Source organism: Lentzea sp. CC55, assembly GCF_021056325.1.
Classification (GTDB): Bacteria; Actinomycetota; Actinomycetes; order Mycobacteriales; family Pseudonocardiaceae; genus Lentzea; species Lentzea jiangxiensis.
On sequence record NZ_JAJCXE010000054.1, the window covers coordinates 286,837 to 301,108 of the forward strand.

Sequence of the window (14,272 nt, forward strand, 5' to 3'; positions counted from 1 at the left end):
CTCAGCCCGCGCCCAGTGCGATGAAAGACGCCGCGGTGGCCCGATGCACCGGCTCGTCGGACGCCGCGCGTCGGGCCTGCCACAGCGCTTTCGCGCAGTCTTCACCGGTGCGCAGCGACTTGTGCAGGGCCACCATCAGCGGCACGGTCGCGGCGTCGTTGACCGTGACGAGGCTCGCGACGATCCCGGCCGTGCCGAGCGGCAGCAGCGCCGCGGTCAGACCGAGCAGTTCGTCGGCGCCCAACGGAAGCAGTCTGCCCGAGCCGCAGCTGGGCAGCACGATTCGGTGCGGCGCCCGGGGAAGCCGCTCGAAGTCGTAGACCGTGAGCGGCCCGTCGTCGAGATGGAGTGCGGAGAACAGCGCGTTGTCGGCCCGGAACGTGCCGTGCGCCGCGACGTGGGCCAGTGCCGCGCCGCCGAGCGAGTCGAGCACGTCCGCGGCGGTGGCCGAACCATCGGCCAGCACTCGCGCGTCCGGGTACATCCGGCTCAGCGCGGGCACCTCGGCGCCCGCGGTGCCCAGGCTCGGCCCTCGCACCAGGACCACGCCGTTGGATACCGGTTTCGCCGTCCGCGAGTTGAGCCAGGTGGCCGCGGACGGGGCGACGGCGTGCACGCGGTCATCCAGGGCGGGCAGCAGCGACCACGGGACGCCGTGCAGCCGACCCGGCGGCACGATCACCACGGGCCCGTCGCCCAGCAACCGGACGGCGGGCCCGAGGAGGATCTCCTCCAGCCGCTTGCCGAGGTCGGTCAGGCGGACAAGTAGCCGGTCCCCCTCCGGCGGGGCGTAGCTGAGCCTGCGGAGAACCGTTCGGGCGGCCTCCACCGCGTCCTTGGCCGCGCCCGTCCGGCCCGCCCGCACTCGACGCACCCGTCCCGAGCCGCAGACCAGGAGATGCAGGTCGCCGTTGATGTCGACCAGTTCGAGAAGCCGGCCCCCGCCCAGCGAATCGAGCAGGACGGCGGGGTCGAACGCGCGCGACGGGGACGTGCCGCCCGCGGTGTGCAGTGTCCGGGCTCGGACCAGGCGTTCCAGGCGCGACCGTTCGGACTCCAACGCGTGCGTCGGGGCGCGCTGACCGCGGGCGAGCCGGAGCCGGTGGGTGACCTCCCGCAGCGCGGCGAAGTCGCCGCGGATGACCGGATCGTCCGGCGGCCGGATCGGGGGCATCGCACACGCCGTCGCGCGCCAGCGCTCACTCCACCGGAGCAGCCCGCGCGGGTTGGCGACACTGTCCCGGATGGCCAGCTCGGCCAACTGCGTGCCCCGCGCGGTGGCGTGTGCGCGCAACTCGGACGCGCCGAGGGTCAGCCGGTGCTCGTCCAGCAAGTCGAGACCGCGTCTGCACGCGGCGAGCATCCGGCGGCGATCACCGAGGGCATGGGCCAGCAACGCCTGGGCCAGCCAGCCGTCGACCCGGCCTATCGCCCGACCGCGCCGACGGGCCAGCGCCGCCTGACCCAGGTGCGCCGTCGGCGAGCTGCCTCGCGCCAGCGCCACCCGCCCCGCCAGCAGGTGAGCCTGGACCACGTCCGGCGAGCCGAGCGCGTCGAGCTGCCGGGCCACGCGTTCGGCTTGGCCGAGCAGCCTGCCGGTCGCGCCCGCAGCGAACCGCGCCTGCAGCAGCAACAGCCGGGCATGGGCGTACCACCACTGGCGACGCTGGGCGGCGAACAGGGCTGCTGCCGCGGCGGCGCGGTCCTGCGCCGCCGGTTGATCGCCCGCGGCCAGCGCGACGCGGGCCGCGACCAGCAGCAGCTCGGCACGCCGGGTCGCCTGTCCCCGCCGGTGTGCGGTGAGCGCGGAGTCGGCCACGGCCACCGCGTCCCGCACCAGTCCGGCGCAAAGCAGGATCGCGCACCGGTCGATGGCCAGCTCCGGGGTCGATGTCCCGAGTTCCCGGTAGCGTCGCTCGACCTCATCGAGACAGGACAGCGCGGCGGGCAGATCGCCCGACCGGAACGCCACCAGGCCCCGGTTGTGCAGCGCGAACGCGGAAGCGTGCCGTTCATCGATGTCGGTGAACATGCGTTCGGCGGCCAGCAGGTCGGAGTCGGCCCGTCCCACCAGCCCGAACGCCAGGTTGATCAGGCCGCGCAGCGTGAGCGCGCGGGCGGTCCAGAGCACATCGCCTGCCCGGCGCAGCGCCGGCACGGCGACCCGCAGGTCGGCGAGCGCGTCCTGGTGCCTGCCGACGATCCACAGCGCGCCCGCGCGCCGGAACCGCACTCGCGCCGCTGGCGCCCCGGAGCCCAGGTCCACCGCTTCGTCCAGGATGGCCAGTCCCCGGCTGGTCCGGCCCGCGTGCACGGTCGCGATTCCCAGCGTGGCGAGCACGTCGGCCAGCCGCTGGTTCGAGCCGGACTTGCGAGCCAGCGCCCGGGCCGTGCGGAGTTCGGCGATAGCCGCGTTGAGATCGCCGTACTCGCGCTGGGCCAGTCCGATGACGTGGTGGGCGACGGAGGCCTCCAGCGCCGTCGGGGCGCCGTCCAACAGGGCGCGGGCCTCGGCGACCGCCTCCGTCGGGCGGGCGAACACCAGCTCAAGTAGCGCGAGGGCATCACCCACACAAGCGATTCTAGTCGGCGATGCGTATCAGACGACCAGCACGCGCGATCTCCTTTTCGCCAGCTCTATCCCGGACAGGGAGTAATCATGACGGCATTCGACCCGCGGATCGACGCCAAGTTTCAGTCCCAATGGGACGCCGTGCGCATCGCCGCTCTGGACGCAGGCATCGACCTGGCCTTCTCGGCGGAGTTGAGCGGGAATCGGACCACTCCGCTCTACGTCTACGAGCGCGATCACGTGCTGGTTCGGGGGGCCGACGCCGGGGAGGTCACCCTGCGCAACCGCAGCTGGGAGCGCGTCGACGACGATGAACTTCCCGGAATTCACCGCTATCGCATCGGTGGGGATGAGCTGGTTCCCGACGCGGTCGAGCGGGTGAACCGCGAGTTCAGAGCGGGAGCGGTGACGCCGAACCACCTCGTGTCGATCTGTCCTGTGCAGCTGTGCCCAGCCGACGAGCCAGCGCCGTTGCCGGTCACCGCGAGTCAGGTCCCATACCCGCCGAAGCGCGACGGCACCGGCGGGCAGGGTGTCCAGGTCGACGTGCTGGACACCGGCCTCTCACCGGGGTACGAGGTGCACGGGTGGATGGCCGGTATCGAGGAGTGGCACACGTGCGTGTCCTTCGGGCCCACTGGCGCCATCAAGGAGTACGCGGGGCACGGCACGTTTGTGACCGGCGTCCTGCGGTGCGCGGCGCCCGGCACGTCGGTTCGCTCGCTGAGCATCTTCCAGTACGCGGGCGCCACCACCGAGTACCAGCTCGGCCGGGCCCTGCTCGCCGCGCTGAACCGCAAGCCGGACATCATCAGCCTGTCGGCGGGCGGAAGCACGGCGAACGGCCTGCCGCACATCGCCCTCGAACCGTTCTTCACCGAGCTGACCCGACCCGAGATCCGGACGCTCCTGGTCGCCGCGGCGGGCAACGACGGCAGCGACCACCGCTTCTATCCCGCGGCGTATAGCGCCGACGCGGGTGAGGCCGTGGTGTCGGTCGGCGCCCTGCGCTACGACGGCGAGGGCCGAGCCTGCTTCAGTAATCACGGCGACTGGGTCGACGTGTATGCGATGGGGGAGCGCCACGTCAATGCGTTCCCGGTCGGTCTCTATTCCTACGTCGACCCGCAGCGCGATGACCTCACCTGCCGGTTCTATCCGAAGTCGCGGCTGTACAGCGCGTGCAGCTGTGTGACGATGCCGCCCCAGGGCGCGGTCGTGGCCTTCCGCGGAATGGCGCGGTGGAGCGGGACCTCCTTCGCCACCCCGCTGGTCGCAGGCGTCATCGCCGACTACATGTCCAGCAAACCCGAGCAGGACCCTCGTCAGGCGGCCCAGGCGGTGCTGGGTACCGCACGCACGATCCACGACGCCGATGGCGAGGTGATCAAAGCTCTCGACTACACATGAAAGCAGTGGCGCCTCCTGATGTATCACGGCCGCACCGGCCGGCATCTACTCGGCAGCGGTTGCTTGGAAACCGCACAGGAGTGGAGGAGCCACCATGCCGAAAGATCGCCCCGATCCGTTGGACCGCATCATCGCGCAATCGCGTCCACAGCAGGCAGACGCGCCCGCGGAGGTCAACGATCCGCGCAACTTCCTGGTCTTCGACCGGTTGCCGTCCGCGCGCCCGGCCGACGACGCCGTGTTCACCACCGGCCGGGATGGGCGCCTGGCCGTCAGCGATCCGGGCACCGTGCTCGGCGTCGTCGTGGGCGCCGTGGAGCCGGTGACCCCGGAAGCGGTCAAGGCTGAACTCGACGAGCAGGCGGGCGACGGGGACAGCTCGGCGTACATCCCGGACTGGACCGCCGTGTCCGTCACGCCGTCCCTAGCGCCCGCCGTCGAGCACCCGAGGCTGGTGCGCCGCAGCGGAGCCCGGGTACGTCCCGAGTGGGTGATCGACCCCGACGCGCGGTCGGCGTACTACCCCAACTCGTACCCGTTCTCGCTCGTCGGCAGGCTCTTCGTGTGGCAGGACGCGGCCCACCCGAACTGGTCGTGGTGGGGCACCGCCTCCTTGCTCGGCGTCCGCACGATCCTGACCGCCAGCCACGTCGTGCCGTGGGGTTCGTCGAACTGGAAGGCGCTGTTCGTGCCCGCTTTCTACGACGGGGCGTCGATCCACGGCGCGTGGGCCGCTTCCTGGGTGACCAACGCCCAGGGCTACCGCAATCACGCCCAAGGTGACGACATGGCGGTCATGCGCCTGGACGTTCCCCTCGGCAACAGCCTCGGCTGGTTCGGATTCCGGACCTACAACTCGGCCTGGCAGGACCAGAACGTCTGGACGCTGCCGGGCTACCCATGGGACAAGGACTCCGGCAACCGGCCGTGGCTGCACCTGAACTTCCCGATCATCGACGACGACAACGACGGCGCGGGCGTCGAGCTGGAGTACCGAGCCGACACCGAGGGCGGCCAGAGCGGTGCACCCGTGTTCGCCTGGTTCAACGGATCACCCGACGTCGTCGGGACCCACTCGGGCGGCGAGGACAACTTCGGCGAGCCCCGGCAGAATGTCGCCGCGGGCGGCAACGCGCTGACCAACCTGTTGCACTGGGCCCGCAACAACTGGCCGTGACGGTGGTATTCGCGCCTCTGTGGTTGCAGACGCGGGTCTCGCGGTCACGCAGAAGACGTAGGGTGCGGTCAGGAGGGTGTCAAAGGTCGGTCGTGCAACCTGATCTTCGACATCCTCCTCCCACGTCCCGCGGGCCGACCTGTCGACGAAGATCCATTCGGGATCAGTCACCCACCACCGAGGTTGATCGCGGCGTACCAAAGGGTGCTCGCACATTGTCGAGGCTTTCAACCGTCAAAGTCACCGCAGATGTGCGTATCTGGACCGCTCCGGTCTTCGGCGACCGCTACGCGCATGGCCTGTGGGGCTCGTAAAGCTATCGTTGCCAGTGGAATCCCGCGTGCACAGCCCTCCGGCGGCGGCTGAGATGCTGCCCGGATGATCGTTTCGCTGCTGTGTCGAGCGACGCGTGCGCTGCTGTCCACGCCGGCGGTCCTGCTGCGCCGGGATATTGCCGTCAAGGCCGAGCTGCTCGTGCTGCGGCACGAGAACGCGGTGCTGCGCCGACAGCTCAACGGTCCGATCCGCTACGAGCCTGCGGATCGGTTCTGGCGGGCGGCGTTATCGTCGCTGCTACCGCGCCACCGCTGGCGCAGTGTCTTCCCTGTCGTCCCTGGGACTCTGCTGGCCTGGCATCGCAGACTGGTCGCCGGAAAGTGGGACTGCACGACTCGACGCCGGCGAACAGGGCGCCCACCTACTGTGGCCGGGCTCAAGAAGTTGACGCTGGCTTGGCGCGGGAAACCCGCGGTGGGGTCACCGCAGAATCCAGGGTGAGCTGGTCCGGCTGGGGCATCGGATCGCACCGTCCACGGTCTGGAAGATCCTGCACACGGCTGGCGTCGACCCCGCTCCGCGCTGCACCGGCCAAGCTGGCGCGAGTTCCTCACCGCCCAGGCCGAGGGGATCATCGCTGCGGACTTCTTTCATGTGGACACGATCACCGGCAGACGGTTGTACGCATTGCCGTTCCTCGAGCATCACACCCGCACGCTCCACACCACCGGTGTCACCGCGCATCTGACCGCACAGTGGGCGATATGCCCCCGGACGAGCAGCACCACCTGGTGGGCGAGGCGACCAAGACCCTGCTCGGGCAGGCGCCCTCCGGCTGGGACCGGATCATCATGGACTACATGGTGGTGGGCAGGAAGATCAACGTCGGCGCGATCGCCAGGTTGCGAACGGCAGCACGCAACGGTTCCCGGCGCCGCGAGAGCTCGCGCCGATGCTCTCCGCGCTGCGGCAGGGCATGTACACACCGGACGGCGGGGCCTGGTACTCGTTCCGACTGATCGTGCAGCCGCAGGACCGGTTCACCATCCAGTACAACTGGAACGACCAGCCGCCGTTCCCGGCACCGCCCGCCCGCGAGTAGTTCGCCCTGGACCAGGAACGGTTCCCGCGCACGCCGGAGAACACGCCCGAGTGGTTCCAGCGGGGGCTCGACGGACTGGACGGCTGATGTCCGGAAGGTCATCGCCGCTTGGCGGTGACACGTCCGAGGGTGCGAACCGCCCACGCAGATGGTTCCGATCTTGGTTCTCTCGCCGCAGGGTGATCAGAGTCCGTGCGAGTGGAGATCGATGCGTCCACAGTGGACCTCGCGGTCCGCTCGATCGAGCCGCACCAGGACATTTCGCTGCACGCGTGACGTGCTGGCGCCGCGTCCGGCCACCGCGCTTGCCGCGGCGGCCGGACACCCTTGCCCTGTCAAGGTTTGAGAACGACCTTCTCGCAGTCGTCCTCCTTGTTCTTGAACATCTCGAAGCCGCGTGCCGCCTCATCGAGCCGGAGGGTGTGGGTGATGATCCGCGTCGGATCGCTCTCCCCGCACTCGATGCTGTGCGTGCCGAGAAATACGTCCCTGCAGGTCAAGGGGCGTTGGTCGGGTAGCGGTCATCGTCCGGCATGATCGCGGCCGTGCTGGTCCGCTTCGCCCACCTCGCCGTCTCCCACGCATTCGCCGCGCTGTGGCTCCTGCGCAGGACCGAGAGCGAGAAGGATGTCGAGATCCTCGCGTTACGCCATCAACTCGCGGTTCTGCACCGACAGTTCGGCGGTCAGCGTCCACGATTGCGGCCAGAGGACAGGACGTTGCTCGCAGCCCTGCTGGCGCCTTTGGCTCGCACGACGTTGCGTCGGCTCCGGCTCTTGGTCAGCCCGGATACGGTGCTGAGGTGGCATCGCGACGTGATGAAGCGCCGCCATGCCCGCATGAGCGTGAACCGTAGGCCTGGGCGTCCGCGCACTGTCGCTTCGATCCGCCGTCTCGTCCTGCGCCTGGCAACCGAGAACCCCTCGTGGGGATATCGACGCATCCACGGCGAACTCGCCCTTCTCGGTGTCGCGCTTGCCGCCTCCACGGTGTGGGAGATCCTCAAGATTGCCGGCGTTGATCCTGCTCCGCGCCGGACGACCGTTACCTGGGCTGACTTCCTGCGTTCGCAGGCGGAGGCGATCCTGGCGATGGACTTCGTCGAGACGGTCACGCTGACAGGTCGGCGCCAGTACATTCTGGCCGCCATCCACCACGCCAGCCGGCGGATACGCATACTCGGCATCACTGCGCACCCCACCCATGCCTGGGTCACCCAGACCATCCGCAACCTGCTCATGGACCTCGAGGACACCGGATACGTCGCGCGGATCAGGTTCCTCATCCGTAATCGAGACGCCAAATATCCCGCGTTGATCGAGGATGTGCTCGGTTCCGCGGGAATTGCTACGGTGCTAACCGGTGTCCGGATGCCCCGCATGAATTCCATCATCGAACGTTGGGTCAAGTCACTTCGCGTCGAACTGCTGGACCGCACACTGATCTGGGATCAGGCCCACCTAACGCACGCGCTGCGCGAGTACGAGGGGCACTACAACGAGCACCGAACCCACCGACCACTCGCCGCCGCAGCACCCCTGCGTGCACGGCCCCAGCCACTTGAGCCCGCTCAGATCGAACGCCTCACTATAGATCGACAGGACCGTCTCGGCGGAGTCGTCCATGAGTATCGCTATGCCGCTTGACCTGCGTGGATGAGGTTTCGGCACGCACACGGGTGATGGCTGGCAGGGTAGCACCGTGCGGGCAATTCTCGACAATCCCCGGTACACCGGTTACGCCGTGTTCGGGCGTTGGCGGAAGTTCGAGACGTTGATTGACTTCGACGACGTTGCTGCTGGTCATGTCGTGAAGTTCCGGCGTTCGACGCCCGATCGCGTGGTGCGGTCGAGGCTGCCCGCGCATCCCGCGCTGGTTACGGTAGAGGACTTCACGCAGGCACAGTTGCTGCGTCGCTCCCGGGCAGCGGGAGGGATGAGGGGACGGGCGAAGCTGGAGCGCACCCGCGTGGCGGGCACGCGCCGTACATCCTTCGCGGACTGGTTAGGTGCGGAGTCTGCTCCCGGAAGATGCAGGCGGCGACGATCCGCAAGCACCACACCTACTACCGGTGCCACGCTCGCACGTTGGCGCCGAGATCTCAGGTGCTCGCCGAGCACCCACGTACGGTGAACCTCGCCGAGGACGTCATTCTCGAACCGCTCAACAAATGGCTGTGCCAGATCTTCGACCGGACCAGCCTTGACCGGACAATTGCGGCGATGGTCGCTTCTCAGGACGATCCCAGCGCGAGGTCGAGCAGGGGGATCGTGAAGAAACGACTCGCCGACGCGGAAGCGAAGCTGCGGCGTTTTCAGGCCGCGATCGCGGCCGGCGTTGATCCGGTCGCGCTGGTGGACGCGATCAACGAGACGGAGGAGCAGCGGGCCGCGGCGAAAGCCGAACTGGACGGCCTGCCCGCTCCGCACCTGGCTTCGGCTGCCGAGCTGCAGGCCGCAGTCGACTCCCTGGCGGACGTGACGGTGATCATCAAAGAGGGCAAGCCGGAGAAGCTGGCGAAGCTCTACGGGGAACTCGGGATCCAGGTGAAGTACGACAAAGCGAAAGAGGCCGTCTATGCGACGACCTCTCCGCGTGTACTTAGCGATTGTGTCCGAGGGGGGACTTGAGTTCCCGTATGTAGCAAGCTTGCGCGGTTCGTGTGTTCATGCGCTATTGAATAGCTCGAACCTAGTATAGAGGGCCAGTCGGCACTAATCAATCTTTCGAGCTGATTTGTATCGGGTGAAGCAAAACTTTCGCGGCGACCTGTTCGACCGCGCTGATCTGGAATCAGGCCCATCTGCGCCACACGCTGCGCGAGATGAGCGGCACTACAGCGAGCACCGAGCGCGCCGATGGCTCGTCGGCGCGCCCCTTGCGGGACCGGCCTAGCCTGACGAACCGCTCACATCGAAGGCCTCACCATAGACCGACATGATCTTCTCGGCCGAGTCATTCGCGACTATTGCCATGCGCCTTGAACTGCATGAACATAGTTCTCGGCACGCACAGGTACCTGAGGAGGGCGGGGATCTCGTCGGAGTCGATCGGCGTGCTGACCGCCCTGGCGGCTCTGCGATTCGTGACCGACGATCAGATCGCGAGGCTGGCGAGGTCACTGGACATCCCCACGTCGAGATTGGGTCCCATGCTGTTCAGCGTGGCGCGGAGCGGCATCGTGGACGTTGCGCACGGAGCGACGTCAGCAGGCGCGCAGCGTACATACACCGTCAGGCCGCCGATGCTCGCGGACGTGCTTGTCGCCGAACACGCGTTCCGCTCGGACGTGCCGGCGGTGAGGCTGCAGGATCTTGGCGCGGAGTGGCCGGAACGGTCGGTCCAACTCGCTAGCGGAGCGATCCGAGCCGCTCAGCTTGGTGTTGTTCACGCGGAGCCGGTGGCCACCCAGCTCCTGCTGTCCGTTCTGGAGGCCGACCAGGCGTCTGTCGAGGAGCGGCGTGACCTGGTGCGGGAATACGCCGACATCGGGGCGGCCGCCGGCGGAATCGCTTTCGGTTGGGTGGACGACGAGTTCAAGACGTTGTGCGCCCACGACGATGTCGACTGGTAAGGTTGGAGGTCATCGTTGGTCTGGCGGGCTATCTCGTTCGACGGCACGCCATGGCCCCGGCTGCTCGTCTTCTCCTGGACGCAATGCTGATCGATGATCGCTCACCCCATCGCCAGAGGCACCCACTGCGGCAGATTCAGGATCTGGTGCGGAAGTTCCACCCCGCGCTTGAGCCCAACGAGAGCGCTAGGCGCGTGATTGCTGCCGAGGCGAACAGATGGATTGATTCCCGTACAGCGGACTCTGCGGCGTGGGTGGCGTACTCCGCGGTCTGCGGCGAGCTGCTAAGCTTCAAACGGGACGGCAGCCACATGAGTCCTACGAGTGGGCGCGAGCTCGTCCTGATAGAGACAGTGCTTGAGCCTGCCGAGATGCAGGCCGTCTACGACGAGGTCTGGCCGCCGATCCTCGAACGTCTCCGAGACGCACCGACGACGGCACGAAGAGCACTCGTCGACGTGCTGTCGTCGTGGTTGCGGATAGGCCGTGGGCTGGATCAGCCGTTCGGCCGGGAGCATGACGAGGACTCGATCGCGAAAGCCGCCGACCTCACGCGAGCTCTTCTCGACGATCTCGTGCTGCTCACATCCGGGCAGCCAGGTTTGCAGGCCGCACTGATGAACGTATTGCGCTGGCAAAATATCGAGGTACCGCTACCTCCTGACCAGCTGCGCGACTTCTTCCTCGTAGAAATGTCCAGGGAAGGGCGCCGACGCGAAGCAGTGGAGAAGCGACGCGAGGAGATCGATCAACTCGTCGTGACCTGGACCGTCGAGCCGGTGGATGTCGTGCTGGAGCGGCTCAACTGGCTCAAGGAGCAATGCGCCCTCGCCGGTGCCAGGTGGCCGGATCGCGTGAGACTGGCCTTCAACGCGCTCGCGCAGCACCTCGAAGTACAGCAGCTGCCCGACTGGGTGCACGCCGCGCTTGGTCACGGACTTTTCCCCGAAGCCTCCATGTTGCTCGATCACGCGGTCGCGAACGACGTCCTTTCGATCGAGGCACTCCAGCGTTGCCTGTCCGCGCCAACTGCGCGGTGGAGCGCTGCCCATGCGGTTCTCACCTGCGCGGACGCCGCTGCAGAGCTCGTGGTTCACGTGACCAATGCCCTCGGAGTCAGCGACTACCGGATCTTGCAGATGGTCCTGTTCGACGACGTCATGCCAGAGCAGCGTCGATGCGCCGTTCTGACCTCTTCGGACGCGAACGTGCGCGGTACCGCGGCGTTGGCGATGTTCGAGTCGAACCTGTCCGAGTCTGACTGACTCGCCGGACATCTCGAAAGTTGTTGGCTCGCCGCGATCGAGGAGATCGACTTCACCGAGATCGAGCCGGTCGCCGATGGCGTGCTGCACGACCTCGCGGAACTGTTGACGGCAAAGCGACCGGAGATGCTGTATCGGCTCTTCGAGCGTGAGCTGAGCCTGTTGGCGCAAGGCGTCGAGAGTTGGGCTCGGCATGGTTTGCTGGGCTGGCTGCACGTGTTGCCCGCAGAGCTGAAGACGCAGATGCTCAGGGAACACGGTGACTCGTCCGCGCGCTGGGTACTGCTCCGAAACCTGCCTGGCAACGACGTCACGTGGCTGGACGTCGTTCTCCGTGAGGGGCTGATGACGCCGGAAGAGGCGCTGAAGAGCAAAGACGGCCTCGGTGGGCCGGAGCCGACCATCGTGGACCTGGCGAAGTTACTGGTGCCGCGTGGTGTGTCCGCAGAGGTGGTTGCGTACCAAGCGCTTTTCGGCGTCCACCGTGGAGAGGAGTCGGATCGCCTGGCGGCTTTGGTCGAGCAGTTCGAGAGCCTGGCCGACTCAGCTGACTCGTAGGTGGTCGCTGTCGGCCGGGCCGGCTTGGACATCTTCACCAGAGACCATGCCGCCGCTCTGCAGAAAGAGCGACGGCAACAAATCCGCGGCTACTAGATCGTGTGGGACGAACTGGCCAGGATCGCGAGTCATCGACGACAACGCGTAAGTGAGCGTAGTTCACATTCAGTCTGCGGTCATCTAGCTGTTCAGTACATCTGAGGTGGTATTTTTGCTGCATTGAGACCGGCTGTCGAAACTGAGGTTTCGTGTCGTTCGATGTTGATAGGTTTCCGGTTGTGAGTGAGCCGACATCTCCTGACAATGCTGGTGGCACCGACCCGATAGAAGAAGGGCAGGACTCGCCGACAACGCGGAACTCGATGAGCGGGTCGGCCTCCTCCGTCTTCCAAGCCGGGTATATCAGCGGCAATGTCACGCAGAACTATCACATCGGTGACAAGCGGGGTAAGTGGGCGAGGTGGGGCTGGACCGCGACCGCGGCCGTGCTGCTCGCCACGGGCGTACCACTGCTCGTCCGCACGCTCGGTGACGAGCAGCTGGGACAACCACCGTCTGACGGCGACGTGATGCCTGTGGTCGCGGCGGTTGAACCGCTTGTCAACGCCTGCGGCGCAGATTGGTTCACGCCGAAGCCTCCTGACCAGATCCGCGGAGTGCTCAACGGAAAACCGAACTCCTGGTCGGATCTGGACCATCTCGCTGACGGTGGTTTCGCCGACAACGGCAAGCTGCTGGTGACCCTGCAAGGCACGCACGCCGACCGTAGCGTGACCGTCACCGGTATCGAAGTCGAGGTGGTAAGCCGCAATCCGCCGCCGGCGGGCACTGTTCTGCATGCCCGCTGCGGCGACGCACCGAGCTACCGATACGTCGACGTCAACCTGGACGACTCCCAGCCCAGAGTCACCGGCCGGCCTGTCGACCTCAACGCGGTCCAGGAAGCACAGAGGAACGGCTGGCGCACTGACCCGATAGCCTTTCCTTACGAAGTCACGTCGACAGACGCCGAGACGTTCCTGCTCGACGCCAGCACGACCTCGTGCGACTGCAGTTGGATCGTCCACTTCGCCTGGTCGTCGGGCGGACGGACAGGCAAGTTGACCGTGCCGGACGGTGGCGGCTCGTTTCGTGTCGTCAGCGGCGCCAGCGCCGCGCGCTGTGACATCCTGATCGGGCTGGAATGCCGGTGAAGCCGCACCAGCACCGCAGACTCAACATAGCGCTCACTGTTCTCGTGGCCGGGGTATTCCTCTCGCTAGGGCTTCTTCAGCTCAGACCCGAGAACACGCAAGCCGTACAAGCGAGCTGCGGTGAACCCGCCACCGCCTATGCAGGCGGTACGAGCTTCACCGACGAGACAGCACGTGAAGTCGCCGCAGTTCACGCGGCGGCGTGTGCCGGTGACTACGACGCCTTGATCCCGTTTGTTCCCGACGCACCTTCTGCCGGCTGGACAGCTGCCGACATCGTCAAGCAATGGCGGCAAGAGGACCCTGCAGGCGTCAAGCTCCGGGCCGCCGCACGCGTGCTCGAAAAACCCGGCATCGGAGGTCAAGGCGGCCTCACGTTCTGCCAACCCGACACGGGGCTCATCGCTTTCAGTCGCGGTACTTCCGACATCAAGCCGGGGTTGGGGATCATGCAGTTCCCACGGTGGGGACACTTGGTTGACTGCCCCGGATGATAACTATCGGCTTCGGCTGAAATGTCTTCGCGTGCCTCGCGTGCCCTGTCGAGTGCCACATCTCTGCACTCGCTCGCTGAGCTGCAGCGATGGGAAGTCCCGAGCGCGGGATTGGCGGAGTGTCACTTGGCTTCGTCCCCAGGGCAGGCGCCTGGATGCCCAGCCAGGGCAGCGGACTTCGTCCTTGGCACCTTGGGTTCGTCGATGCTGATCCGGTCGGTCAACTCAGCGGTGGCCTTGTCGGTCACCTCGGTCTCACCGACCACTGGAGTTGTCCCTGAGGTCCGGACATCTTGATCCCTGACAGCTGATCAGGCGCGCGACGCATTGTCAATGTCAGGGATCATTGCCGCTGCTATTGCGGTGAAGCTGGCGGCATGCCCACGGACGTATTTGCGGTCGGCGAAATTGTGTGCCTCCGGATGAATTTGCGTTCGGCGTTGTTTTGTGTCCCCGGAGGGGGCCTGGCTCAGGGGTTCCGGTGCTTCGGGGACTCGCCGCCCGCGCACCGCGACCAGAGGCGACCACCCACGATCCGGCGCACGGCAGCTGTCCGAGGGCATGAAACCGGTACGATCGCAACCCTCCGGAAGGTATGAAATTCTGCGGATTGCAAATCCCCCGAGGGCACAAAACTGCTCGGGAAGCAAA

General features: G+C 66.8%; 13 protein-coding genes and 1 pseudogene. 12 read left to right on the forward strand and 2 right to left on the reverse strand.

What is annotated here, in order from left to right; genetic code table 11:
* Window position 1 precedes the first annotated feature (1 nt).
* Window positions 2-2,572 (reverse strand): CHAT domain-containing protein, encoded by a 2,571-nt coding sequence (locus tag L6E10_RS41015; protein ID WP_236224259.1) that lies wholly within the window; start codon window positions 2,570-2,572, stop codon window positions 2-4.
* An 87-nt stretch (window positions 2,573-2,659) separates the two neighbouring features.
* Here L6E10_RS41015 and L6E10_RS34085 point away from each other — a divergent pair, with 87 nt between their 5' ends.
* From L6E10_RS34085 to L6E10_RS34100, 4 genes are all read left to right on the forward strand, one after another.
* A complete protein-coding gene (locus L6E10_RS34085; RefSeq protein WP_236224260.1) occupies window positions 2,660-3,982 on the forward strand; it encodes a S8/S53 family peptidase in 1,323 nt (440 codons plus the stop codon).
* Between the two features lie 94 nt (window positions 3,983-4,076).
* Window positions 4,077-5,159 carry a serine protease gene (locus L6E10_RS34090; RefSeq protein ID WP_236224261.1) on the forward strand — a complete coding sequence of 361 codons (1,083 nt, stop codon included), beginning with the start codon at window positions 4,077-4,079 and terminating at the stop codon, window positions 5,157-5,159.
* A 378-nt stretch (window positions 5,160-5,537) separates the two neighbouring features.
* Entirely contained in the window at window positions 5,538-5,936 is a 399-nt protein-coding gene (locus L6E10_RS34095) for a hypothetical protein (RefSeq protein ID WP_236224262.1), read from the forward strand.
* A 451-nt stretch (window positions 5,937-6,387) separates the two neighbouring features.
* A complete protein-coding gene (locus L6E10_RS34100) occupies window positions 6,388-6,537 on the forward strand; it encodes a hypothetical protein (RefSeq protein WP_236224263.1) in 150 nt (49 codons plus the stop codon).
* 335 nt (window positions 6,538-6,872) lie between these two features.
* On the opposite strand, the gene L6E10_RS34105 is transcribed toward L6E10_RS34100, so the two are convergent.
* Window positions 6,873-7,037, reverse strand: a complete 165-nt coding sequence (locus L6E10_RS34105; protein ID WP_275677276.1) for a hypothetical protein — start codon at window positions 7,035-7,037, stop codon at window positions 6,873-6,875.
* A gap of 33 nt (window positions 7,038-7,070) precedes the next feature.
* Here L6E10_RS34105 and L6E10_RS34110 point away from each other — a divergent pair, with 33 nt between their 5' ends.
* From L6E10_RS34110 to L6E10_RS34140, 8 genes and pseudogenes are all read left to right on the forward strand, one after another.
* Entirely contained in the window at window positions 7,071-8,183 is a 1,113-nt protein-coding gene (locus tag L6E10_RS34110; protein ID WP_236224264.1) for an integrase core domain-containing protein, read from the forward strand.
* A gap of 34 nt (window positions 8,184-8,217) precedes the next feature.
* A pseudogene (locus tag L6E10_RS41305) lies at window positions 8,218-8,445 on the forward strand (recombinase family protein); the annotation flags it as partial.
* Window positions 8,446-8,537: 92 nt separating this feature from the next.
* Complete coding sequence (locus tag L6E10_RS34115; protein ID WP_275677269.1) at window positions 8,538-9,167, forward strand: zinc ribbon domain-containing protein; 630 nt, start codon at window positions 8,538-8,540, stop codon at window positions 9,165-9,167.
* 359 nt (window positions 9,168-9,526) lie between these two features.
* Window positions 9,527-10,111: a hypothetical protein gene (locus tag L6E10_RS34120; RefSeq protein WP_236224266.1), complete on the forward strand. Its 585-nt coding sequence runs from the start codon at window positions 9,527-9,529 to the stop codon at window positions 10,109-10,111.
* Between the two features lie 2 nt (window positions 10,112-10,113).
* On the forward strand, window positions 10,114-11,376 hold the full coding sequence (locus L6E10_RS34125; RefSeq protein WP_236224267.1) for a hypothetical protein: 1,263 nt from the start codon (window positions 10,114-10,116) through the stop codon (window positions 11,374-11,376).
* 81 nt (window positions 11,377-11,457) lie between these two features.
* The gene (locus L6E10_RS34130) at window positions 11,458-11,934 is read left to right on the forward strand and encodes a hypothetical protein (RefSeq protein WP_236224268.1); all 477 of its coding nucleotides are present in this window, start codon (window positions 11,458-11,460) and stop codon (window positions 11,932-11,934) included.
* A gap of 248 nt (window positions 11,935-12,182) precedes the next feature.
* Window positions 12,183-13,127: a hypothetical protein gene (locus L6E10_RS34135; protein WP_236224269.1), complete on the forward strand. Its 945-nt coding sequence runs from the start codon at window positions 12,183-12,185 to the stop codon at window positions 13,125-13,127.
* A complete protein-coding gene (locus L6E10_RS34140; RefSeq protein WP_236224270.1) occupies window positions 13,124-13,621 on the forward strand; it encodes a hypothetical protein in 498 nt (165 codons plus the stop codon). The genes L6E10_RS34135 and L6E10_RS34140 overlap by 4 nt, the downstream gene beginning before the upstream one ends.
* Window positions 13,622-14,272: the final 651 nt, after the last annotated feature.

Excerpts from the sequence above, each read along its gene's own strand:
- L6E10_RS34085 (WP_236224260.1), top strand. The coding sequence starts at position 2,660 with ATGACGGCATTCGACCCGCGGATCGACGCCAAGTTTCAGTCCCAATGG.
- L6E10_RS34090 (WP_236224261.1), top strand. The coding sequence starts at position 4,077 with ATGCCGAAAGATCGCCCCGATCCGTTGGACCGCATCATCGCGCAATCG.
- L6E10_RS34095 (WP_236224262.1), top strand. The coding sequence starts at position 5,538 with ATGATCGTTTCGCTGCTGTGTCGAGCGACGCGTGCGCTGCTGTCCACG.
- L6E10_RS34100 (WP_236224263.1), top strand. The coding sequence starts at position 6,388 with ATGCTCTCCGCGCTGCGGCAGGGCATGTACACACCGGACGGCGGGGCC.
- L6E10_RS34110 (WP_236224264.1), top strand. The coding sequence starts at position 7,071 with ATGATCGCGGCCGTGCTGGTCCGCTTCGCCCACCTCGCCGTCTCCCAC.
- L6E10_RS34120 (WP_236224266.1), top strand. The coding sequence starts at position 9,527 with ATGAACATAGTTCTCGGCACGCACAGGTACCTGAGGAGGGCGGGGATC.